The 22,804-nt window shown below is 45.4% G+C and carries 19 protein-coding genes and 1 pseudogene; 11 read left to right on the plus strand and 9 right to left on the minus strand.

The window, feature by feature from the left end; all coding sequences use genetic code 11:
- Window positions 1-164 precede the first annotated feature (164 nt).
- The 8 genes from ACF8EG_RS20175 (at window position 165) to ACF8EG_RS20210 (ending at window position 8,793) form a co-directional block, all read left to right on the plus strand.
- Window positions 165-776 (plus strand): thermostable hemolysin, encoded by a 612-nt coding sequence (locus ACF8EG_RS20175; protein WP_015296838.1) that lies wholly within the window; start codon window positions 165-167, stop codon window positions 774-776.
- Between the two features lie 80 nt (window positions 777-856).
- On the plus strand, window positions 857-2,416 hold the full coding sequence (locus ACF8EG_RS20180; protein WP_069505392.1) for an AMP-binding protein: 1,560 nt from the start codon (window positions 857-859) through the stop codon (window positions 2,414-2,416).
- 25 nt (window positions 2,417-2,441) lie between these two features.
- Window positions 2,442-3,125: a TenA family transcriptional regulator gene (locus tag ACF8EG_RS20185; RefSeq protein ID WP_069505390.1), complete on the plus strand. Its 684-nt coding sequence runs from the start codon at window positions 2,442-2,444 to the stop codon at window positions 3,123-3,125.
- Between the two features lie 8 nt (window positions 3,126-3,133).
- A complete protein-coding gene (locus ACF8EG_RS20190) occupies window positions 3,134-3,928 on the plus strand; it encodes an SDR family oxidoreductase (RefSeq protein WP_069505388.1) in 795 nt (264 codons plus the stop codon).
- 14 nt (window positions 3,929-3,942) lie between these two features.
- Entirely contained in the window at window positions 3,943-4,578 is a 636-nt protein-coding gene (locus tag ACF8EG_RS20195; RefSeq protein ID WP_069505386.1) for a tetratricopeptide repeat protein, read from the plus strand.
- A 3-nt stretch (window positions 4,579-4,581) separates the two neighbouring features.
- Entirely contained in the window at window positions 4,582-5,238 is a 657-nt protein-coding gene (locus tag ACF8EG_RS20200) for a response regulator (RefSeq protein ID WP_069505384.1), read from the plus strand.
- The gene (locus ACF8EG_RS20205) at window positions 5,228-6,640 is read left to right on the plus strand and encodes an ATP-binding protein (RefSeq protein WP_031781818.1); all 1,413 of its coding nucleotides are present in this window, start codon (window positions 5,228-5,230) and stop codon (window positions 6,638-6,640) included. Before ACF8EG_RS20200 ends, ACF8EG_RS20205 begins: the two co-directional genes overlap by 11 nt.
- 203 nt (window positions 6,641-6,843) lie before the next feature.
- Window positions 6,844-8,793 carry an LTA synthase family protein gene (locus tag ACF8EG_RS20210; protein WP_065765125.1) on the plus strand — a complete coding sequence of 650 codons (1,950 nt, stop codon included), beginning with the start codon at window positions 6,844-6,846 and terminating at the stop codon, window positions 8,791-8,793.
- 59 nt (window positions 8,794-8,852) lie between these two features.
- On the opposite strand, the gene ACF8EG_RS20215 is transcribed toward ACF8EG_RS20210, so the two are convergent.
- Complete coding sequence (locus tag ACF8EG_RS20215; RefSeq protein ID WP_025630870.1) at window positions 8,853-9,455, minus strand: 2OG-Fe(II) oxygenase; 603 nt, start codon at window positions 9,453-9,455, stop codon at window positions 8,853-8,855.
- Between the two features lie 160 nt (window positions 9,456-9,615).
- Entirely contained in the window at window positions 9,616-10,383 is a 768-nt protein-coding gene (locus tag ACF8EG_RS20220; RefSeq protein ID WP_025630869.1) for a TerC family protein, read from the minus strand.
- 458 nt (window positions 10,384-10,841) lie between these two features.
- On the opposite strand from ACF8EG_RS20220, the gene ACF8EG_RS20225 reads away from it, so the two are divergent.
- Window positions 10,842-11,780: a LysR family transcriptional regulator gene (locus ACF8EG_RS20225; protein ID WP_024103879.1), complete on the plus strand. Its 939-nt coding sequence runs from the start codon at window positions 10,842-10,844 to the stop codon at window positions 11,778-11,780.
- A 40-nt stretch (window positions 11,781-11,820) separates the two neighbouring features.
- On the opposite strand, the gene ACF8EG_RS20230 is transcribed toward ACF8EG_RS20225, so the two are convergent.
- The 4 genes from ACF8EG_RS20230 to ACF8EG_RS20245 all read right to left on the minus strand — a co-directional run bounded on the left by ACF8EG_RS20230 (window position 11,821) and on the right by ACF8EG_RS20245 (window position 16,479).
- Entirely contained in the window at window positions 11,821-12,702 is an 882-nt protein-coding gene (locus tag ACF8EG_RS20230; protein ID WP_053340050.1) for a YjjW family glycine radical enzyme activase, read from the minus strand.
- Between the two features lie 20 nt (window positions 12,703-12,722).
- Window positions 12,723-14,261, minus strand: coding sequence for a YjjI family glycine radical enzyme (locus ACF8EG_RS20235; RefSeq protein ID WP_069505382.1), 1,539 nt, complete (start codon window positions 14,259-14,261; stop codon window positions 12,723-12,725).
- A gap of 179 nt (window positions 14,262-14,440) precedes the next feature.
- Complete coding sequence (locus ACF8EG_RS20240; protein WP_005480654.1) at window positions 14,441-15,067, minus strand: LysE family translocator; 627 nt, start codon at window positions 15,065-15,067, stop codon at window positions 14,441-14,443.
- 200 nt (window positions 15,068-15,267) lie between these two features.
- Window positions 15,268-16,479, minus strand: a complete 1,212-nt coding sequence (locus ACF8EG_RS20245) for an HD-GYP domain-containing protein (RefSeq protein WP_069505380.1) — start codon at window positions 16,477-16,479, stop codon at window positions 15,268-15,270.
- 345 nt (window positions 16,480-16,824) lie between these two features.
- Here ACF8EG_RS20245 and scrG point away from each other — a divergent pair, with 345 nt between their 5' ends.
- Complete coding sequence (gene scrG / locus ACF8EG_RS20250; RefSeq protein WP_011105816.1) at window positions 16,825-18,624, plus strand: regulatory protein ScrG; 1,800 nt, start codon at window positions 16,825-16,827, stop codon at window positions 18,622-18,624.
- A 108-nt stretch (window positions 18,625-18,732) separates the two neighbouring features.
- Here scrG and ACF8EG_RS20255 read toward each other — a convergent pair whose 3' ends face one another.
- The 3 genes from ACF8EG_RS20255 to ACF8EG_RS20265 are packed head-to-tail and all read right to left on the minus strand — an operon-like array spanning window position 18,733 to window position 21,952.
- A complete protein-coding gene (locus tag ACF8EG_RS20255; RefSeq protein ID WP_005454901.1) occupies window positions 18,733-19,206 on the minus strand; it encodes a response regulator in 474 nt (157 codons plus the stop codon).
- Window positions 19,193-20,530, minus strand: a complete 1,338-nt coding sequence (locus ACF8EG_RS20260; RefSeq protein ID WP_053340054.1) for a sensor histidine kinase — start codon at window positions 20,528-20,530, stop codon at window positions 19,193-19,195. The genes ACF8EG_RS20255 and ACF8EG_RS20260 overlap by 14 nt, the downstream gene beginning before the upstream one ends.
- Before the next feature lie 3 nt (window positions 20,531-20,533).
- Window positions 20,534-21,952, minus strand: a complete 1,419-nt coding sequence (locus ACF8EG_RS20265; protein WP_023585801.1) for a DASS family sodium-coupled anion symporter — start codon at window positions 21,950-21,952, stop codon at window positions 20,534-20,536.
- Between the two features lie 314 nt (window positions 21,953-22,266).
- Between ACF8EG_RS20265 and ACF8EG_RS20270 the strand changes: the two are divergent.
- Window positions 22,267-22,804 (plus strand): annotated as a pseudogene (locus ACF8EG_RS20270) (transposase); the annotation flags it as partial.

Below are 22,804 nucleotides of genomic sequence, written 5' to 3' on the forward strand. Positions count from 1 at the left end.
AAAACATCGTATTAATATCAATTACATACCAGCACAAAACCCCAAAAGGCACTGCCATTTAAGCCTTCCTTTCGTTAAATAATTTATCAAAATTTCATTCCTTAAGAATTTCTTAAGTTTCGCGTTTTATTTTGTTGATAACTACTCAAACAAAGGAAGCGCTCATGAAACACCATGCACAAACTTCTGCAGATGGCTTTACTTTAGACATCGTTTATCCAATGCATCCGCTTTGGAGCCAAGTTATCGAGCATGTTTCTCAGCGTTATCAAGAAGCATTCTTTGCCGAGCTAAAACAATTTATGCCGGCGTATTTAACCCTCATTGAAGGCGGCCAAATTATTTCCGTATGCGGCTTTCGCATCGCCGAAGATGAGCCCTTGTTCCTTGAACAGTATTTAGAAGACGACGCCCAAAAGCTGGTTTCTAACGTATTTAACTGCGACGTAAAACGTTCGAACTTAGTGGAATTCGGTCACTTGGCATCTTTCGCTAAGGGCATGTCGTCTCTGCACTTCTACCTCATCGCAGAAATGCTGGTCAACCTCGGTTTTGAATGGTGCATCTTCACCGCGACAGATCCACTTCACGCCATGATGGCGCGCCTAGGATTGGAGCCTCATATCATCGCGCAGGCCGATCAAAACAAAGTCCCCGATGCCGAGTCCACTTGGGGGTCGTACTACGAACATCAACCGCGTGTGTTAGCTGGCAATTTGCAAAAAGGACTAGAGCGTCTTCGATTAGTCCAAGAAAGAAAACGCAAACAAGCCTAGATAGAAAAGTAAACGTCGTTAAAAACACAACCACAACCACAACAACTTGGTTAAACACAACGCCAGAATATAGGTGATGTATGAATATTCTCCTCGATGCCATTACAAAATGGGCAAAAACGACACCAGATCGAGTAGCACTTGTCGGCTACGAAGCGAATCAAACGGTTGAACTGACTTACTCTGAATTGTTAAACAAGATCGAACTCGTTGCCGCCGAGCTTATTGCACAGAACATCAAAGCACTCGCGCTACGCGCAGAAAACAGCATCGATTGGGCCATTGTTGATTTGGCGGCGATGGCGGCAGACATAGTCGTCGTGCCTATTCCGACTTTTTTCTCTGATGCACAAGTTGAACATACGTTAGAGCAATCAGGCGTCGATGCTTTAGTTGGCGATTGGCAAGCATGGTTGGCTTCTCATCCTAAGCAAAGCTTTAAGCAACAAGACAATCCGTTTTCCATTGCAAATTTGCCTTTGCTGCGTCGTAACCAGTTGGGAGATGAAGATACACAGGTAGCTTATCTACCAGAAACCGGAAAAATCACATTTACGTCTGGCTCGACGGGTCAGCCTAAAGGCGTTTGTTTAAGCAATGATCATTTGTGTTTGGTGGCAAAATCGCTCGCCGACGCAGTAAATAGCACGGCACACTCACACTTAGTGCTGCTTCCGTTATCGACGCTTCTCGAGAACATAACTGGCGTTTATGTTCCACTCATGTTGGGCGTGACGTCATATATTTTACCCGCAGAGCAAACTGGCTTACTCGGTTCAAGCCAATTCGAACCGCGTCTGTTTGCACAAGCATTAGCGACCATCAAACCAGAAAGCTTAGTGCTAACACCGGCTTTATTGCTTGCGCTCATTCATATCGCGAAACAGCAGCCCTCTCTTGTGGATTCTCTAAAATTTGTCGCCGTTGGCGGTGCAAGAGTGTCGTCGCAACTGATTAACACCGCGCATGCGCTGAACATCCCTGCGTTTGAAGGTTATGGTCTGTCTGAATGTGGCTCTGTTGTTTGTTTGAATACACCAGGCGCATTTAAAGCAGGAACGTGTGGCAAACCACTTCCGCACACTCAGATTCGTATCGCGGAAGATGGTGAACTGCTTGTCAAAGGCAACGTTGCTCTTGGCTATTTGAATGAGCCGTTTACTCAAGAATGGTTAGCGACTGGCGACTTAGCCCAAATTGACGCGCAAGGTTTTGTCACTCTCTCAGGACGCAAGAAGAACCTTATCGTCACCGCATACGGCAGAAATGTCTCACCGGAATGGATTGAATCAGAAGCGTTGGCGTTTTTGCCGATGACGCCACTGATCGTTACGGGCGATAACCAACAAACATTATGCGCTGTCATTGCCAATAGCGAAGACGTCGAAGCAAAGGTTCATGCATTAAACCGAACCCTACCCGATTACGCTCAAATCCGAACCTTATTGCTGCTAGACAACCCACGAGCCATCTCTGGTTGGTACACGGATAACGGCAAGCTCAAACGAAATCAAATCGAACATGATGTGACTCAGTTATTAGCGAGCACAACGTCTGAATTAACGCTGCAAGCGCAAAAGCTCCAACGTATCGATTTGCCCTTTCAGCAACACATTACGTCTTTCCAAACTGCATCTTAGTTAACGGCTTCTTAAGGAGAAGGTTATGACTTTATTTTTCGAACAACTCAAACAAAGCACTGCCGCTGCTCAACAAGCAATGTTAACTGCGCCAGTCATCGCAGACGTTCAACAAGGCAACATTTCCAAAGATATGTATATCGCCTTTCTAACCCAAGCTTACCATCACGTTAAGCACACCGTTCCCTTGCTGATGGCGTGTGGAGGCCGACTATCTGGCGAATACGAATGGGTACGAGATGCCATTGCCGAGTACATCGAGGAAGAGAAAGGCCATCAAGAATGGATTTTAAATGACATCAAAGCGTGTGGCGGCGATGCCGAAGCAGTGCGCAACAACAAAGATGTAGGCCAAGTCGGTGCGCCGATTGAATTGATGGTTTCCTACCTTTACCACAATATTGACCGCCACAACCCACTCGCGCTGTTTGGCATGGTGTGGGTATTAGAAGGCACCAGCGTCGGCATTGGTGGCCAAATGGCAGAAAAAATCCAGTCAACGCTAAGCCTACCGCCTTCAGCAATGACTTACCTAATTTCACACAGCGTGTTAGACCAAGATCATCTGCAATTTTTTGAATCACTGATGAACAAAATCACCATAGTGGAAGATCAACAAGTCATCATCGACTCCGCAAAAATGGTGTTTGCACTGTACGGACAAATGCTGCGCTCTTTGCCTTCCTTCTCAACCCAACAAGCGGCGTGAGGTGAAGCATGATCATTAACAACAGCACCATTCTCCTGACAGGCGCAACGGGCGGAATTGGGCAAGCCATCGCGCGCGAGTTAGCAAAACGCGGAGCCAGCCTCATTCTTGTTGGGCGAAACGAAGAGAGCTTGCAAACACTACAACGTGAACTGTCAAATCCAGAACGTCATGACGTAGTCGTTACAGACATCACCTCATCAGAAGGATTAACAGCGATTAAAGATCGAGCGCGCCAACATCAAAAAGTGGACGCACTGATTAACAATGCGGGCAGCAACGATTTCTCGTTGTTAAGCCACAAACGACCAACGCAGATTGCAGACGAAATCCAACTCAATCTCGTTGCGCCGATGCTGCTGTGCCAATCGGCGTTGACGTGGTTAAAGCAACCTGGGGTGATTCTCAATATAGGTTCAACATTCGGCTCAATTGGCTACCCAGGCTATACCTCCTATTGCGCGGCAAAAGCGGGGTTGCACCGTTTTACCGAATCGCTCGACAGAGAGCTGTTCGCAACCGGAATCCGTGCGCTGTATTTGGCACCAAGAGCGACAGAAACCTCACTCAATAGCGATGCCGTCAATGAAATGAATCGACAACTGGGTAACAAAACGGACTCCCCGCAAGTTGTTGCCGATCACGTTGTCATCATGTTGGAAAAAGAAATTTCCGCGAAATGGATTGGTTGGCCAGAAAAACTTTTTGCACGCATCAATCAACTGCTTCCAAGCGTGGTTTCTTCTGCGATTCGTAAGCAACAAGAAACCATTCACCAATACGTAAACCGAGTCAGTCATTGAAGAGGACATGGACGATGAATACCAAACAACTACTTTGCGCTTTGACGGTTTGTTCAACGTTAGCTTCGACCGCTGCGTTGGCAGGTAATGCTCCACTGCAACAGGTTCAAAAGAAATGGGCGGAATGTCAGTACAGCACGCCTGACGGTGACGAAAAGGAACAATGCTTTCATAGCGCGATTGCCAAAACCAGTATTTATCTCGACAGAGAACCCGGCAATCCCGAACTCACTGTTTGGCTGGCAATCAATAAAGCATCGCTGGCTGGTGCTCAAGGTGGCTTAGGTGCACTATCACTCGCCAAAGAAGCTAAATCTTTACTCGAAGGGGTAATTGCAACGTCACCGCAAACGCTTGATGGCTCTGCATACACCAGTTTAGGTTCTTTGTATTACAAAGTTCCGGGGTGGCCAATTGGCTTTGGTGATGACGATAAAGCCGAACAAATGTTGAAAAAAGCGTTAGAGATCAATCCAAAAGGCATCGATCCGAACTATTTTTATGGAGACTTCCTTGCAGAAGAAGGTCGAGACAAAGAAGCGAAAGTGTATTTGACTCGCGCAATGCAGGCGTCACCTCGCCCTGACCGACCTTTGGCGGATAAAGGCCGAAAACTGGAAATTGAAGCGATTCTTGGGAGATTGAAATAAACCATGCGCTTATTACTCGTAGAAGATGACAAACTACTCGGTCAATCCATGGTGACTTCATTAAGTCGCCATGGGTACACCGTTGATTGGGTGGAAAAAGGGTCTGGCGTGACTAGCGCACTCAAAACAGAAGCGTTCACTGCCGTGATTTTGGATCTCACTCTCCCCGATATCGATGGATTGGAAGTTCTGCGTAATATTCGCAAAGGCGGGTTTAAGCTCCCAGTGATGATACTTACCGCACGCGACGACATTCGCGATCGCGTTCAAGGCCTTGATGGCGGCGCAGATGATTACCTCGGAAAACCGTTTGCACTCGAAGAGTTGCTCGCTCGCTTGCGTGTGTTGATTCGCCGTCAATCTGGCAGTGCAGAAGAAATCATTCAGGTTGGGCAGTTGTCTTTATCCTTATCGGAACAAAGCATTCGCTACGATGACGCGCTGCTTAAACTCACACGCAATGAATTTAAAATCCTCACCAGCTTGATGACGAACGCCGGACGCGTGCAAAGTAAGGAGCAATTGCAACAATCACTACATGGCTGGGATGAAGGTTCAAGCGACAACGCGATAGAAGTTCACATTCATAACCTACGTAAAAAAGCCCCCAACGTCGCCATCAAAAACATTCGTGGTGTGGGGTACATTCTTGAAAAATAAAAAACCTTACTCCATTAAACGCCAACTGACGCTCTCGGTTGGCTTGTTAGTCAGCGCGCTTTTGCTTATTTCTTTGTACTTCAGCTTTCAGTCAGCCAAACACGAAGTCGAAGAAGTTTATGACGCTAGGCTTGGGCAATCCGCTAAGCTGATGCTGCTGACGCTGTCCATTTCAACCGAAACGGACACTCTCGCCAACCACAGAGAGCTATTCGACCAGTGGATGAAGAACATCGATTCTTTGGCAAAGAGCGACGAAGACAAAGCCACCAAATTTGGTCACCCCTACGAACAGAATCTCGTTTTTCAATTCTACCGTGACAACAAGTTAATCTGGAGTTCCACTCCGAATCTGAGTTCTCTTTCTTCTTCTTTTGATAACAACGGCTACGCCGACATTACCAAAGACGGCGTACAGTGGCGCACTTTCCAACTCTCATTACCACAGACCGAGCATGAGAACGAATACGTTGTCGTTGCTGAAAAGCAGAAGATACGTAAAGAGATCATCCATGAAATCGCTCTGTCGACGTCCATCGAACAGTTACTACTATTGCCGACTTTGCTGCTGTTGCTGTTCTGGCTGATAGGCAGGTATTTCAGACCAATTAACGATCTGCGCACGGCTATCACGCAACGAAACGTGCACCGCTTAGACCGCATTCATGTTACCGACAACACAACCGAGCTTGCTCCGTTGGTGGAAGCACTCAATTCATTGCTTTCTGAACTTGAACAAGCGTGGCAGAGAGAGAAGCGCTTTACGCGAGCCGCCGCACACGAGCTCAAAACGCCGCTGACAATCCTGCGCCTAAACGTAGAAAACGCTCTTGAAAGTAATGATCCAGAGCAGCTACGCGGAGACTTACACAACATCCTTCAAGGCATTGAAAGAACCGACCGTCTCATCCACCAACTGCTTACACTTGCTAAAGTAGACAGTTTATCTGAACGCGTCTTTGACAACGTCGAACTAACGCCATTGCTGCAAACCGTCGTCGCCGATTTAGCGCCACTTGCTTTAAGACAAGATCAAGACATCAGCCTCTCACCAGCGGAAGTCGCGCTTTCTGGCGACAAAATGTTGTTAGAAGTGTTGTTCCGTAACCTTGTAGACAACGCCATTCGCTATTCAGGCGCACACAGCGAAATCCAAGTTAGTGTGCAAGAAAATAGAAATGCCATCAAAATCTTAGTTTCCGACACTGGCCCGGAGATTCCACAAGAAACGCGAGAAAGGATCTTTGAACAATTCTACCGAGGTCACTCAGAAAAAGGCGATGGTGCGGGGTTGGGCATGTCTATTTGCAAAGATATCGCCACGCTACACAGCGCAATAATAGAGCTGATTCCGAGAGAAAACGGCAAGAACACGTTTGTCGTCGCATTCCCAAAGTACTAGCGAAAAAAGACGACTAAAAAGGCGATATGGAGCACACTTCTATCGCCTTGTTTCGCCCCAGACATGAGACGCCTCCCACTCTTACATAGACATACGAATACTTACAATCCAGTCCATAGATTTTCATTATAATTCACGTTTATTTCACGCTCGCTTTGCTAGAAACGACACAACATCACGACTAAGTCCATCACAAAATAAATATGAAAAGTTCGTCTAAGAGACCCATGTTTGGGCCATTGCAGCCTCTCGCTGTTTTTTCTTTGTTTTCACTTGCATTTTTGTCCATATCACGCATTTTACTCGCCTTTTGGCAGTTTGATCGTATTGAATCCTTCAACGACTTCCTTTACATCCTAGGCCAAGGCGTGCGTGTTGATATCGCAACGTTATGCTGGTTGTTCATCCTCCCTGCTCTGCTTTCTTCTTTCATGCCACTAAAAGGCAAGGTCGGAGAATGCTGGAAATGGGTATTGCGCTTGTGGATGGTCACTGGGCTATGGATTCTTGTGTACATGGAGCTGGCAACGGCACCATTCATTCAAGAATATGACCTACGTCCGAACCGCCTGTTTGTTGAATACCTCATCTACCCGAAAGAAGTGATGAGCATGCTTTGGACTGGCTACAAACTAGAACTGTTTATTGGTGCAATCGGCACCGCTTTGACGCTAGTTTTAGGCTGGAAATGGAGCAGAAAACTGACCGATAGCGCGCAACAAATCAATTGGAAATGGCGCCCTCTTTTGGCGATTTTCGTTGTGCTTCTTTGTGTTGCAGGCGCTCGTTCGTCTTTGGGTCACCGTCCGCTCAACCCTGCTATGGTGGCGTTTTCGAACGATCCACTGCTTAACGACTTAGCACTGAATTCGTCTTACTCATTGCTATTTGCTGTCAACAATATGAAGTCAGAAAAGAGCGCTGAGCAGTTCTACGGCAAGATGGACAATCAAAAGATGTTGGATCTCGTTCGCGCTTCATCAACGAAGGTCGACTTTGATCCTACATTGCTACCAACCATGAACAGCAACCCAGCGACGTACCAAGGCAAGCGTAAAAACTTGGTTATCTTGTTACAAGAGAGCTTGGGCGCACAGTTTGTGGGCTCTTTGGGTGGTCTGCCTCTTACACCAAACCTTGATGAACTGATGCAAGAAGGCTGGCAGTTTACACAAATGTACGCCACGGGCACTCGTTCAGTTCGTGGTATCGAAGCGGTAACAACAGGCTTCCCGCCATCGCCTTCTCGCGCGGTTGTTAAACTGAGTAAGAGCCAAACGGGTTTCTTTACTATTGCTGATTTGCTGAAAGAACAAGGCTACCACACACAGTTCATTTACGGCGGTGAAGCAAACTTCGATAACATGAAGACCTTCTTCTTCGGCAATGGCTTCGACCAAATTGTTGAAGAGAAAAACTATACGAACCCAGGCTTTGTTGGCTCTTGGGGAGTGAGCGACGAAGATCTTTACAATAAAGCAGATGAAGAGTTTGAGCGCCTTTCAAAAGGCGACAAACCTTTCTTCAGCCTTGTCTTCACATCAAGCAACCACAGTCCTTATGAGTACCCAGAAGGTAAAATCGAACAATACGATTCTGAGCACATGACGCGTAACAACGCGGTGAAATACTCAGATTACGCTTTGGGAACGTTCTTCGACAAAGCGAAAAAATCATCATACTGGGATGACACGATTTTCATCGTAATTGCGGACCACGATGCTCGTGTATTTGGTGCAAACCTTGTTCCTGTTAAGCACTTCCACATCCCTGCTTTGATCATTGGTAAAGACATTCAACCACGTAAAGATGACCGCATCGCCAACAACATTGATATGCCGCCAACGCTGCTGTCTCTTATTGGTGTGGACGCAAAAACACCGATGATTGGCCGTGACTTAACTAAGCCACTGGCTCGCGAAGATGAACGCGCAATGATGCAGTACGACAAAAACTTCGGTTACTTAACCCGAGATAACTTGGTTGTACTTTCTCCTGGCGAAAAAGTGTCGACCATGGAATACGACTTTGAAAGCCAAACGATGACGCCGCTAGAGGTCGATGAATCCGTTATTGACCGCGCAAAAGCAAACGCGTTGTTTGCATCTAAAGCGTATCAAAACAACTGGTATTCTTCGAAACGTGCTAACTAGTACTCGTTGATTCAGTTAAGAAAAAGGCAGCAAATGCTGCCTTTTTTCATTTTTAAATGTTAGCTCGCGATATCCAGAAGGTTATCTCTCACACCATTAATTCTAAACCAGCCAGCGATACTGAAACGCTCCGCGTTAGTCGGCAACACTTCATGAGGAAACTGTTCAGATAAGAACACCAGTAGACGCCCCCCACGAGGCGGGATTGTTGCGATTTCTTTGTCATTGAGGTCATAGACGACCAGTTCGCCCGCGTCCTCTTCACTCCAAGATTCATTCATGTAGAACACCGTGGTTAAGCGACGGTTTTCGTTCCCTTTAAAGCAATCAAGGTGTTTTTGGTAAAAATCGCCTTTTTCGTACTTAGCAAAGTGCGCTTCATACTCAAACAAACCCAAGAAGAAATGGCGGTTCACCTCTTGTCGAATCTCTTCCATTTTGCTCAAATAATTCGCGATTGGCTGGCCCATAGCTGGTTTTAACCATTGAATTTTGTCACTGCGAATTGATTCCATTCGGGTCACATCATCATTTCGACCAATGCGTGCTTTCTTCCAATTATCCGGTATGCAATCACGTAATTGGGTTACTTCGCCTTCAGAAAGAAAGTCATCCCAAATGTAGTAACCATCCGTTGCTAACGCATCGATCAGCTTGTTCATTTATTTTATTCACTCGTGTGGATTGGACGGTTTATATAAAAAATTCAATCCAATGCAACAAATACAACTTTTTGTCGAAACGACAAATTCTGAATCAGCAAATAAAACTGAAAGAAAAGCACACACAAAAGCCGCTCTCTTGAGCGGCTAAATTAGTAAGTTATCGGGCACCATAAATCACGGTTGGTTGATGCATCGGTCTGATTCGCTGGATAGTTCGGCGCTGCTTGTTCTTTAGTTGGATATGACACAGTTCCAGCACCAAACCAAACGCCATCGCAAAGTACACATACCCTTTATTGATATGGATTGCGAAGCCTTCGGCCATCAGCAAGCCACCCAGCAATACTAGGAACAGTAGCGCTAAGGTTTTGAAACCAGGGTAACGGGTAACTAGGTTATTGATCTTCTCAGCAGTCATAACCATGACCAATGCAGAAGCAATAATTGCAGCAACCATAAGCGGTACTTCACTTGTTAAACCGACTGCTGTGATGACAGAATCCATCGAGAATACCGCATCAACCGCAACGATTTGTAACAAAACCACCGCCAATCCTGTGCGCACATGGGTAGAGTGATTGGTTTCATTGTGAGTTAACCAGCTCCAAAGCTCTTTTAAGCTTTTCGCTAACAAAAACGCACCACCCAAGATCATTATCATATCTCGACCTGTCACTGCATGGTTTGCAACGCTAAATAATGGCTGTGTAAGTTGCATGATCCATGTGATAGAAAACACCAATCCAATACGCGCTAACACCGCAAGACCAATACCTAGATTTCGTGCGAGCTTTCTCTGGTGGGATGGCAATCTTTCACATAAAACGGAAATAAAAACGACGTTATCGACGCCTAAAACAACTTCGAGAGCAAATAAGGTGGCAAATATCACCCATGCTTCGGGCTGCATGAAAAGTTCTAACATGAGTATGCCTCCTGAGAATGGAAGCGATACGGAGAAGGGTTCAGTCGACTAAAGGGGTCGTCCATTAATTATTTATACCTCTGTTACTTAGGGATCTAGAGTTAAGCACCTCTTGGTTTGCAACACAATACTCTTTTCAACACAAAAACTCGTGTCTTTATTTGTGCTCTAAAGGATTCCTTCCATCTCACCCCTCCTCTGTTTATCACTCGAAAAATTTTATAGTGGAGTCTTAAGGAATGCCCCCGTTCGAAACGCTTCTATATCAAGCATATTCAGATATTCAGCAAGTAAAACGACAAGTCCACCAAGCATCTTTTATCAAATAAAGCCAATATTGGACTTTAAGCTATTCCATTGGACTCAAAGAAAAAGATGCTGTTTTTACTCAGTGATCAATAGTAAAAATTTGTTTCATGCTGATATACTGGCAGAAATCACAAGAAATCATCGCTCTCATGGATTATATCGCTCTATCGCGCATTAGCTTAAAACACCTCACCGTCCTTCACATGTTACTGACAACTCACAGTGTCACTCAGGCGGCCGAGCGACTTTGTGTGACGCCTTCCAGTGTCAGTAAAACGCTAAGCCAGTTGCGTGAAACGCTCAAAGATGATCTTTTCTATCGTGATGGTACACGTTTAGTGCCCACACCATTTGCATTGAATATTGGCCCGTCCATTCACGGTATTCTGTCTAGCATGAACGGCCTATTGCACCAAGGTTCATTCAACCCAGCTTATTATCAAGGTACGTTTTCTCTGTCGATGAGAGGCAGTTCTTTTGAGCTGTTTGCTCCCGTGTTAACGCGCATTTCTCAACAGTTGGGGAACAATGCTCACTTAAGCGTCCATGCAAAAGAAGAGATGAGTTTTGATTCACTAGTGAGAGGACAAGTCGATTTTTTGTTGCTGCCGCATGACATCAGCCAGCCGCCAACTCAAAATAAAGACTTGGTTTGGCAAACAATCTTGAAAGATGAAATGGTGTGTTTAATGGGCGAATCAAACCCGTTATCTAAAGCGCCCCTGTCGATTGAAGGTTATCTTTGCGCTCGCCACATCGGGATTCACGATAAAGATCTTTCTCAGCCTTACTTCGAGCAAAACCTTACTCAGCAGCATTCAAAGCGTAATATGGCGATGCGTGTGGCAGATTTCGGTTCGGCAGCCGTCATGTGCCATCATTCCGATTATCTATTTACGTGTTCAAAACTTTGGGCGGGAGTCGCGCATCAAGCGAAAGGTTTAGTGCAGCGCTCTTTACCGTTTGATTACGGGCAAGTGGCTTACAGCTTGGTGTGGAACAAAGCGAGTCTCAATGATCCTGCTCTGAGATGGCTACAACAACAGTTGCTTGATGCTTGTAAAGAGCTCGAAGGCTGCGATAAGTAAACCGCGCGCAATCCTAAGTGTGTAAAGATTAGAGGCTGCTCTAAACGAACACGGAAGGAACAGCGATAGGACGATCAACAAACTTTCCAAGCTGTTCCTTTAGTTGCTCTATCTCTTCTTTTGAACACTTGTCCCAGCTGCGTGCCTCTCCCACCACGCCATGATGTTGAAAAGCATTGAGGCGAACGTGTACCGAGCTTGGTAGCGCATTAAGATACCGCCCTACCGATTCGATTTCCGTATCTAAGTCACTTTTACCGGGAATATGCAGAAGACGCACTTCGTACAGCTTTTGTTGTTCTGCAAGAAACTCAATCGCCTGAAAGACTCGGTGATGTTCTCGGCCAGTTAACCAACGATGTGTGTCGGTTTGCCACGATTTTAAATCAATCATTGCGCCATCCATAAAAGGTAAGACACGCAACCATCCCGAGACTGACAATGAACCATTGCTGTCGATGAAACAGGTGAGGTGCTGTAGTTCAGGATCCTGCTTGATCCCTTTAAACAGCTCAATAATGAAAGGAAGTTGTAAGGTAGATTCCCCACCGGATACCGTCACACCGCTAATAAAAAAGCGTTGTTTTCGTATCAAATCGAGCATTGTCGGCACAGAGTAGTCAGTAATTTTTGGATTAGATTGGTTCTGACATATCTCTATACAATGATCGCAGTGGGTGCACTCCTCTTTAAGCCAAACAACGTTGTTGCTTTCGTCGAACTTCAATGCGCCTGCCGGACACTCTGCAACACAATCACCACAGTGATTACAATGGTTGATAGTGTGAGGGTTGTGACAGTTCAAACACTGATAGTTACAACCTTGTAGAAAGATGACTAGACGATTTCCTGGCCCATCAACACAAGAGAAAGGAAGGATACGAGTTACTTTTGCCAAAAGGCTTTCACTTCGTCTAGACATCTTGTTCTTTCCGTCACCAGTTACTTGTAGACTGGCGACATTTCTTGGCTCACCACTCGTGGTGAACGCTCTAAAATTCCAGTGTTTTTCGCCGCTTCAGCGCCCAAAAACGTCGTATTAGTACGGGAACCTTCCGCATCGTATTTCGCGATATCAGATAACTTCACCATATAACCGGTCACTCGAACTAAATCATTCGATGCGACGTTTGCGGTGAACTCTCGATACCCTGCGTTCAACGCACCCTTGCATAAATTGAACATGGCTTCTGGGTTTGACTTCACCGTTTCATCAATCGTTAGAATATCGCTGATACCCGCTCGATAATATTGATGATGCGCCGCAGTTGCTTGTACATAAGTAACAGGGTCTGGCTCGTTACCGTAAGGAAGGCGCACACCTGGCGTTACATCCAGATCGAGACTGATACCACCTTGAGCATGCAACAACGCTTTGCCCTCTAAGCCATATCTCACAGCCGTAGAATCAACCAATGTCGCTAGTGTCGCTGAAATCTCATGGCCTAATGCATTTGCACGTTCGTCTTGTCCGTAGCGGGAGGTTTGCCCTTCTTTTTCAAGAAGTAAGTTGACCGCTTCAGCCATGCCATAAATGCCGTACATTGGCGCAAAGCGTGACTCTTCAATCAAGCCTTCTTGGGTTAAGAAGCCTTGGAAGAACTGTGATTGTTCATGCAAGTGCGAGCTTCTTGCATCCATCAACTCCGTCATTAGTTGATGATACGTCGGTAATACATTACTGAAAAAATCGTCGCGACTTGCTGCACGTTTCGCCACTTCTTTTAGATTCATGCGTACAAGCGTGTTTGAACCACCAGCTAGCGGGAGTGAGTTGTAGCAACTGACGATACCAAACCGCGCTCCGTTATAAGCATTTGCGTGAATTGGGTAATTCGCAATATGAGGCTTGCTACAGTCACAAATGTTTTTCGTCGCCTGACGTAACAAATCATCTGGTGTGATCGATTCGTCGTACATAAACGTGAGATTTGGTGCAATTTGCTTGAGCTCTGCGTCCACACGTAAAATAGTGCGACAGATAATGTTGTCTGTCGGCCCGATATTCACGTGCATGAAGGCATCCGGCAACGTGCGATCCAGCATGATCCAGAAATGTCGAAGTTTTTTGTAAATCTGCGCTTCAGTTTGGTCGCCTACATAAGGCATCAGGACGTCGTCTAACTGCCCTAAATACACCGGAATATTGGTAACAGACGGCACATGATGATAGATGATGGTAAGCATATTTAGCGCATCATCAAAATCTTCTGCAGGTGACAACTCCAAATATTCAGAGCCTTGAGATAAAAACTTAGCATAGTCAGGTAAAACGTAACGCGGTTTAAAAGGCGCATGACCTTCAAACATGTCACAAATTACGCCATCGCTCATCGCTTCACGAAGTGCTTCAGAAATGGGCATGTATGGAATACATGCTTCGGCTTGTAAAGCGAGGAAGTTAGACTTCTGTTTCGGAGACAAACGGCCGTCGGTTGCGATATTGAGAAAACGCTGTTGGAGTTCAGATAGGCTTGTCATCAAGGATGTTCCTGCAAAAAAGACCACGACATCTGGATCTGGGTAGGTACAGATCATTACCCCTAAAGGGCTAGAGTGAATTTTACGCCTAGTTAAGCCTTGCCACTAATGAAAAAAAACAAACCGTTAATTTCCATATTGGAAATAAGCTATCCCTAAATTAGGGGTTACCTCACAATCTAGCTGCGATTCGCCGTAGATAGCATCACACCAGCACTGATAAACACTCCACCCGTTAAGCGATTGAACAACTTAGCTCGTCCAGCTTCAAATAACCAATTGGATGTTTTCACCCCTAATAAGGCGTAAAAGGTTAACCAGCTCAATTCGAATACTACGAACGTACCCGCGAAAATCGCATATTGGGTCAGCAGCGAAGCGGTTGGGTCAATGAATTGTGGGAATAGTGCCGTAAAGAAAATAATGGCTTTCGGATTACTGGAACCAACGATAAAACCACTGGTATAGGCGCTGACGTGGCTGGTTGACACCTGTGCAGAGTCGGACTTCGCAAAATCGTTTTGTTTTGATCGAAATGCTTGAATGCCTAACCAAATCAAATATGCCGCACCACACCATTTGATGATGTTAAACACGAACTCAGAAGACGCAATCACAACGCCTAAACCGGTAAAAGAAAGGGTAAGAATGATGGTAATCGCACTTAAACTGCCTAGAGCCGTCGTCAGTGCGAGACGAAAGCCGCTGCTGACACCTTTACTTAAGCAAAGTAGAGAACTTGGCCCAGGAGAGGCTGTGAGCACAAGTATCGCGAGAGTGTAGTAAATCCAAGTATCGAGTTGCATTGGCGCTCCTTTCCAATCATGGTTTGATGCCACATATTAAGCCTTAAGCTAAGTGATGTAGCATCGACGCTTCTATCCTTGAAACGTATTTCTGAGGCAAATGCGCAATCCAAATTGCGCATTAATTATGCAACCAAAATACTCGCTATATGCAATAGTGTAAAGAAAATAGTCAGTAATGATTCAAGCTAAGTACCGATTTAGTCATAGAACGGTTTTGGATCAATTTCTAACGATGAAGGCGCTATCGCTCTTTCAATTTTGTGCGTACTTGTTTTTAAATCCACCATCGCGACATCAATGTATCGTTTGTACTTACGGGAGTAGAAACATTTCACTTCTGGCTTTAACGCTTGAGATGGATTCGAAGACCACACAATACCCACTCGGCCATCACTGAGTTCCACGATAGAACCTACTGGATACACACCAATGCAGTTGATGAACTTGTAAACCAGGTCAGGGTCAAGATGGAAAGGCGTTAGACTGAGCAAAATCTTAAATGCTTCTGCTGAGCTCATGCCTTTTTTGTAGCAACGATCAGCGGTGAGCGCGTCATAAATGTCGACGATACAACTCATGCGACCATGAATCGGAATCTCATCGCCCGATAGTCCGCGCGGATACCCCGTTCCATCAAGCTTTTCATGATGCATTAAACACACGTCTCGGCTGACATCGCTCAACCCTTTCACTTCAACGATGATCTCGCCCGCGAAGACTTGGTGCAACTTCATGTGCTCAAACTCTTCTGGCGTTAAACGCGCTGGCTTGTGAAGAATTTTATCGTCCACTTTGATTTTACCTACATCGTGAATGATGCCACCAATCGCCAATTGCTTGAGGGTATCTTTGTCTAAGCCTAAGTGTTTTCCGAACGAAACCAGCAGACAGGCGACGTTTACTGAGTGCTCGAGTAAATAAGAATCTTTCTGGCGCAATGCAGAAACACACTGCAAAGCGTCTGAATCAATAAATACACTTTCGATCATGTCATCCGCCCACGATTCAATCTCGTCGACTTGGATAACTTTGCCTTCAAAAGTTTGGTTGAGAAGTTTCTGCGCTAGGCCTTTTGCTTCCGCAATCAGCTTTTTAGCACGCTTGTGTTGGACTTCTCGCGAGCGATACGCACGTTGTACTTTGCTTGATACGGAAAGCGTTTTATCCCCTACTTCGATATCGATAGGTTCTTCGACGGATTTGAATACGCACTGCTGAGCAGAAAGTGATTGATCAACCCAAACGAATTTCACGCCACTTGCGCGAAGCTTTTTAATGCCCTCTGCGCTCGAAACTCGACCAGCATTGGCTAAATTGACTCGTTTGTTATGCTCTATCGCGGTAACAAACATGCCGACAGCAACATCTGCGATTGCAATTTTAATTGAGTCTTCTGGGTTGTACTGCATATGGTGACATTTATTAAGTACTATTAGGTAACGCGTGCATTATAAAAGATATCGCGCATAGCTGTTATAAAAATCCTCAATTCATTTCAATTAATGAGTATTCAGTCAATTAATAGCGCGATTTACTTCATAAAACCATTTTATTTTTATGGACTTAGCTCAAGAAATGACAGCATTATTAACTAATTTTAATAATTTGAGGAATGCATCAATAACTATTTCATATAAACACGATTTACTGTTGACTAAGTTTTATAAATATCGATGATCAGCAAGTTAAACTGAACGAAGTTTTATTCATTTGAAAGCGCAAGAACATGACTGTCTACTATTTTAAATTAGCATTTGTATCTTAATAATGCGCATGATTACTTCATTTCCCTGTTACAGGAACGCCCACTCATCTCTGTTGCCAGTAAGGCACGAGGAGGACATGTCTTGACCACCATTTTTGATCAACAGGCCTCAGACAATGATCGCGAGTTTCTCAAGATCGTCGAAGAACGCTTTATTCATATCTTTGATGTGTTCAACGAAGGCCTCTTCTACATGGACGAGTTCGGGACGATGGTTTTCTACAATCAGGGATTTTATGAGCAACTTGGAATCAATGCTGGACGCATCAACCTAGATCGTTGGTTGGATTTGGTGCATCCGTTGGATAGGGAAAGATTGTCCAAGCGCGTCGATGCCCACATTAATACCGACAATAAGCGCGTCACAACCACTTACCGCCTGCGCAAACCCAACGGGCAATACGTTTGGATTGAAGGCGTTGCGATGACCAAAGAAACTGAGCATGGCCATTATATGGTGGGTAGCCATCGCGACATTTCTGAACGTAAATTAATGGAAAGCTACATTCATCAAGTCGCGTTCCATGATAACGCCTCAGGTATGGCAAACCGCGCGCATTTGCTGCTTGATATTGAAGAACACGTCTGTTCGACAGACACGCCAACGTCGATTTGCTACATCCAAATCAATGAGATCAAGTCCTATCTGAACCAGTACGGCAATGAACTGGTCAATGGTTTGGTGGAAAAGCTGCTGCAAACGCTCAGTCATCTGCCATCCCCCAACTGCTCAGTGTATCGCGTACATGATGACGATTTCGCAATTTTAATTCAGGACGATTGCTCAATAGACACGCTTCAAGCTTACGCCGAGACGATAAAACAAACCTATCACGAAGCCGTGGTGGAAGAAGGCCAGTATCTTGGCAGTAACATCAGCATTGGCTTGTACCCTTGTATCGACCCTGCGCACTCTGCGGATGAAATTTTGCGTAAAGCTGCAAGAACATGCCAATACGCCAGTGAACAAAATAAAGATAGGATTGCCATTTACAGCCAACGCACTCAACACGCGGTAGATCGTTACTTTTTTATCGAACAAGGTTTGAAAAGCGCACTAGAAAAGCAAACCTTGAGTGTGAAGTTTCAACCAATCATTAATGCAAAAAGCTCCGAAGTGGTGAGTTTTGAATCTCTCGTTCGTTGGCGCAGCAAAGAGTTTGGCGAAATTTATCCCGATGAGTTTATTCCCGTAGCCGAGAACAAAGGCTTGATCGTCGAGCTAGGCTATCAAGTGTTCGCGAAAGCTTGTCAGTTCATAAAACAATACCGTGAACGCTACCAAAATGAAGTAAGAGTGAACGTAAACGTCTCCGTTCTGCAGCTTATGAATGGTGAGTTTCCCTCAAGAATCAAAGCCATGGCTGACGAGGCTGGCGTCGCACCTCAGTCTATCGTGCTAGAGCTCACCGAAACATTCATTTTGGATAACAACCAAACGGCTATGGCCCCCTTAAACACGCTTCGTGAGTTGGGCTTTGCGTTGTCTTTGGATGACTTTGGTTCCGGGTACAGTTCTTTAAACTGCTTCTTTGATTTACCGATGACGCAGATAAAAATCGATAAATCGATGGCTTGGAAAACGCTGACAAACCACTCTTCGCGAGAGTACCTAAAGTTTTTGATTGCAATGTGCCACGAGAACAATATTGAGGTAGTGATTGAAGGCATTGAGGATGCGAAGATGTGCGACTTCTTTACTCAGATGGGCGTCGACTATTTACAAGGTTACTGGTTCTCAAAACCCTTGTCTGTCGCAAGTGCTAGCCGATATTCATTGAATTCATAGTTCGAATTTTGGAATTCTCACCTGTTCCGCACAGCCACCGTTTAGTTACCGGTTTTTACATCGAAACAGAACGTGGCTGTGGCGAAAACTCAGGTTAACTTTACCCACCTATCTTAAGCGGTCAAACACAACGTTTTGATCTAAGTGCTCGTGATATTGCGTGTAATCGAGCCCCATATCAAAAATGTATTGTGTAACGAGGTTTCTTACGCACTCAATCAACTGATTGGCTTGCCAAGGCTTTTCGAAATATCGATCGATGCCCGCAGAGTTAATCGCATTGATCGTATCAGTGTGCGTGGCCTGCCCAGTCAACAAGACTTTGCGAGTGCGAACAAAGCGGCTGTCTTTGGAAATTTCCGTCAGCAGCTCAACACCCGTTTTACCTGGCATCACGTGATCCGAAATAATTAACGCGATCATTTCACCATCTGCATCAAGCTCATCCATCAGCTCAAGCACTTCATCAGCAGATTCACAATCTTCAATATTCAGCCATTTATTCAACGGTTCTAGATCTTGTAGAACCGCGCTTAACACCTCTCGTTGGTCATCAACGCAAATTAAATTAAGCTTCTCCATGTTCACCCTCTACCGGTAATTTGATCCTAAAAATGGTCTTTTCACTGTCACTTTTTACGACAATGGAACCGTTGTAACCTGCAATAATACGTTTAACTATCGAGAGCCCAAGCCCCAACCCAAAAGACAATCCGCCCTTCTTCGTTGTAAAGTTCGGCCTAAATATCTTTCGGCGTGTGGCCTCATCAATTTCAGGGCCGTTGTTGGCGATCGTGACTAAAATCTTTCCTTTGCTCACGCGTGTATGAATTTCAATAGTCGGCGACTCAATGTTAATCATCGCATCGCACGCATTCTTTAAAATATTCACCCAAATTTGAACAAGCTCAGTTTGCGATCCAATAAAAACCGGCAGTTCTGCAGGGCTGAAACGCACACTAACGCGCCTCAAATCACTCTGCAGCAACGCCAACGCACGATTTATCGAATCATTAATGTTGATGGCCTCATCAAGATCGATATCCGTTCTGCCCAATTGCTTAACGGAACGAACTATGCCAACCGTATGCTTAGACGCGATACGCAAGTCGTGCAGGTCTCGCCCAACTTGCCAGTAACGAATCGCCTCTTCTGGCCTTTTTAACCAATGCTCCGAGAGGTAGTTATTTGGCACGGCTCGCGCTAAATCACGTGCCAACTCTTTAGGCAACCCATAATATTTTTCGAAATGACGACCGCGCTTTCTCGCTTCACTAGACGATACTTTTTGCCCTTGCATCAAACCAAAATCAAAGAACTGACTCGCCTCTGGGTGCACTTCTTCAAGCAGCGTCATGATGACGGACTCTAAACGCTCCGATTTACTGCTGACCACACCAATCGCATTGTTAAGTTCGTGTGCGATACCTGCGGCTAACTGACCGAGTGTTGTCATCTGCTCTGCGGTGTGGAGCTTTTGCAGCGCCTTCTCTTTGGCTATCGCTTCTTGCATCGCGCGGCGCTGACGGCGAGACAACTCATTCACCATAACGGGCATAAACTGTGTGGTTAATGGCCCGTAAGTTTCTTCTTCAACGGCTGGCGTATCGCGTTCTATCCACGCAAGTTCTACATCGGTTTGTGCAACAACCGTAGATGAGGCAGTCCATGTTCCTGAAAAAAAACTGTGCACTCCAATAAATGCCCCTTGAGAAGCAGAAAATACCTGAATGGGCTTTCTGTCTTCGTCCGCATAGAAGCCAGCAAGCTCGCCAGAGAGCACATAATATAGACGGTCGTTGTAGCCTTGCTGTTCGATCAATACTGAGCCGGCCAACACAGTCAGCCGACGTTCGATATGATTAAAGTAGCGTTCTACTAACGCATCTAACTTGGTTTTGTACATGTATTACCCAATATGCCCAACCGTATGAAGAATCCACACCATCACAAAGCTTAGCAGCACGCCAACAATACCAAGTACCGCACCCACTCTCGCCATTTGGCTACTTTCTACATGGCCAGTGGCATGCGCGAGCGCGTTAGGCGGCGTACTGATAGGCAGTGACATACCAAGCGAAGCCGCGAAGGTCACAACAAGAATAAGCGTGACTTCACCACCTAATGGCGTCAAAGAAGCCATGGACGTACCAAGCGCAGCCATTATTGGCATCAGCAAGTTGGCTGTGGCCGTGTGCGACATGAAGTTTGCCATTAGTAAGCAGAGGAATGCCGCGCCGAATAGCACCACATAAGGCGAGAACTCATCAAACGGAATACTGTGCACCACCAGCTTCGCAAGCCCTGTTTTGTCGAGCGCTAAACCGAGAGCAATACCACCCGAAACTAACCAAAGTACATCCCAAGAGATCTTTTTGAGGTCTTCTTTGTTGATGATCCCTGTCAGCGAGAACACGGCAACCGGAATTAAAGCGACGGTGTATGAGTTCATGCCATGCGCTGAGCCCATCAACCAAAGAATGATGGTGCCAGCGAATGTGACGTAAACAATCATCGCTTTTGGTGTTTTTAGGAACTTACTTTTGATGTTCAGATCAATTTTCGTCTGCTCGGCTTTGTATAAATAACCTATCAGAAGCCAAGCAAGCGCCATCATGATCACCACAAATGGTACGCCGAACACCATCCACTCCCCAAAAGTAATCAAGTTATCACCCACGAGGTATTTCAGAGCAATCGCGTTTGGTGGCGTACCGATTGGCGTACCAATACCGCCGATGTTCGCAGCAACAGGAATACAAAGCGCAAATGCAATTCGACCAGGGTCTTTAGGCCCGAACACGGCGATAACTGGCGTTAAGATCGACAACATCATTGCGGTAGTCGCGGTATTCGACATAAACATCGAGAATATTGCGGTGATCAGCATCAGGCCTAACATGACAAATTTGGGGTTTTGCCCAAACGGCTTGAGCAACACCCTAGCGAGGTTCACATCCAAACGATATTTGGTTGCGGCCATTGCTAAGAAAAAACCACCTAAAAACAGCATGATGATTGGGCTTGCAAAGGTAGCCATGATTTCGTGGTATTGCAGTAGTTCGCCAAAATGAGGCAGCCCTTCTTGTGTTCGAAACAAGACAATGCCTTTGTTCGAAACGAGCAATAACTCAAGCACGATGATCACCACCGACGTGGCATAAATTGGAATAGGCTCGAACACCCAACAGAGCGCAGCCAGCAAAAAGATCGCGATAACTCGCTGTTGGACGATGGTGATGCCGTCAAAAGGAAACGCTGACAAAGGCATCAGCCAAATAAGTAACGGAATCACCGTTGGGATGATGTATTTGAGATATGGGCGCATAGTACTACTACTCTTCCTGAGTTGGTTGGCCATGACATTAGGCATTTCGAGCCACATTCAGTCATCTTTCTATCAATCTGATTTTTATGAACGACTTTGCGGTTGTGAGATAGAAACATACTTGTTTGATAACTCTGAGTAGAGATTATGTACACTGTTTTGAAACGAAATTTTGGTCTTAGATCAATGAACTGGAATTCACATCAGAAAACATCTCTTATCTGTGTCCAAGCTCACTAATTACGCGATAGATGATCTGCACCACCAGTTTTGGACACCGAGTTAAGTGAGTACAATCACTAACGAGGTGAACCATGACAAACAAAAAGAAACGTATTATCCATTCTCCTGAATTTAAAGCCGAAGCCCTGAAGCTAGCAGAGAAAGTGGGAGTGGCTGCGGCAGCAAGACAGCTCTCCTTGCATGAATCTCAGATCTACGGTTGGCGTAAGGCTGTAAAGAAAGACACCACGACCAGTCAGCGAGAGCAAGAGCTAGCCGCTGAAGTAGCCAAGCTCAAAAGGCAGTTAGCAGAACAAGCAGAAGAGCTAGATATCGTAAAAAGGCCGCCACCTACTTCGCGAAAAATCTAAAGTAGATTGCTATGAATTCATGCTTGAACACCTGCTGTGCTTCAGTGTTGTCCGCATGGTTAAGGTATTCAAGGTTTCTCGAAGTGGGTTTTATTATTGGATTAAGCATCGCCACAAGGGTATTCAACGCGAAGCAACTCGCCAAGAGTTTGATGCAAAGGTTAAAGATGCTTTTGACAACAGTAAGGGGCGAGATGGTTCAAGATGTATCCAGAAAGAACTCGCTGAGAACGGTAATAGCCATAATGTTAAAACCATT

Origin of the sequence: Vibrio sp. YQ_11 (assembly GCF_043103065.1) — a bacterium.
Classification (GTDB): domain Bacteria; phylum Pseudomonadota; class Gammaproteobacteria; order Enterobacterales; family Vibrionaceae; genus Vibrio; species Vibrio parahaemolyticus.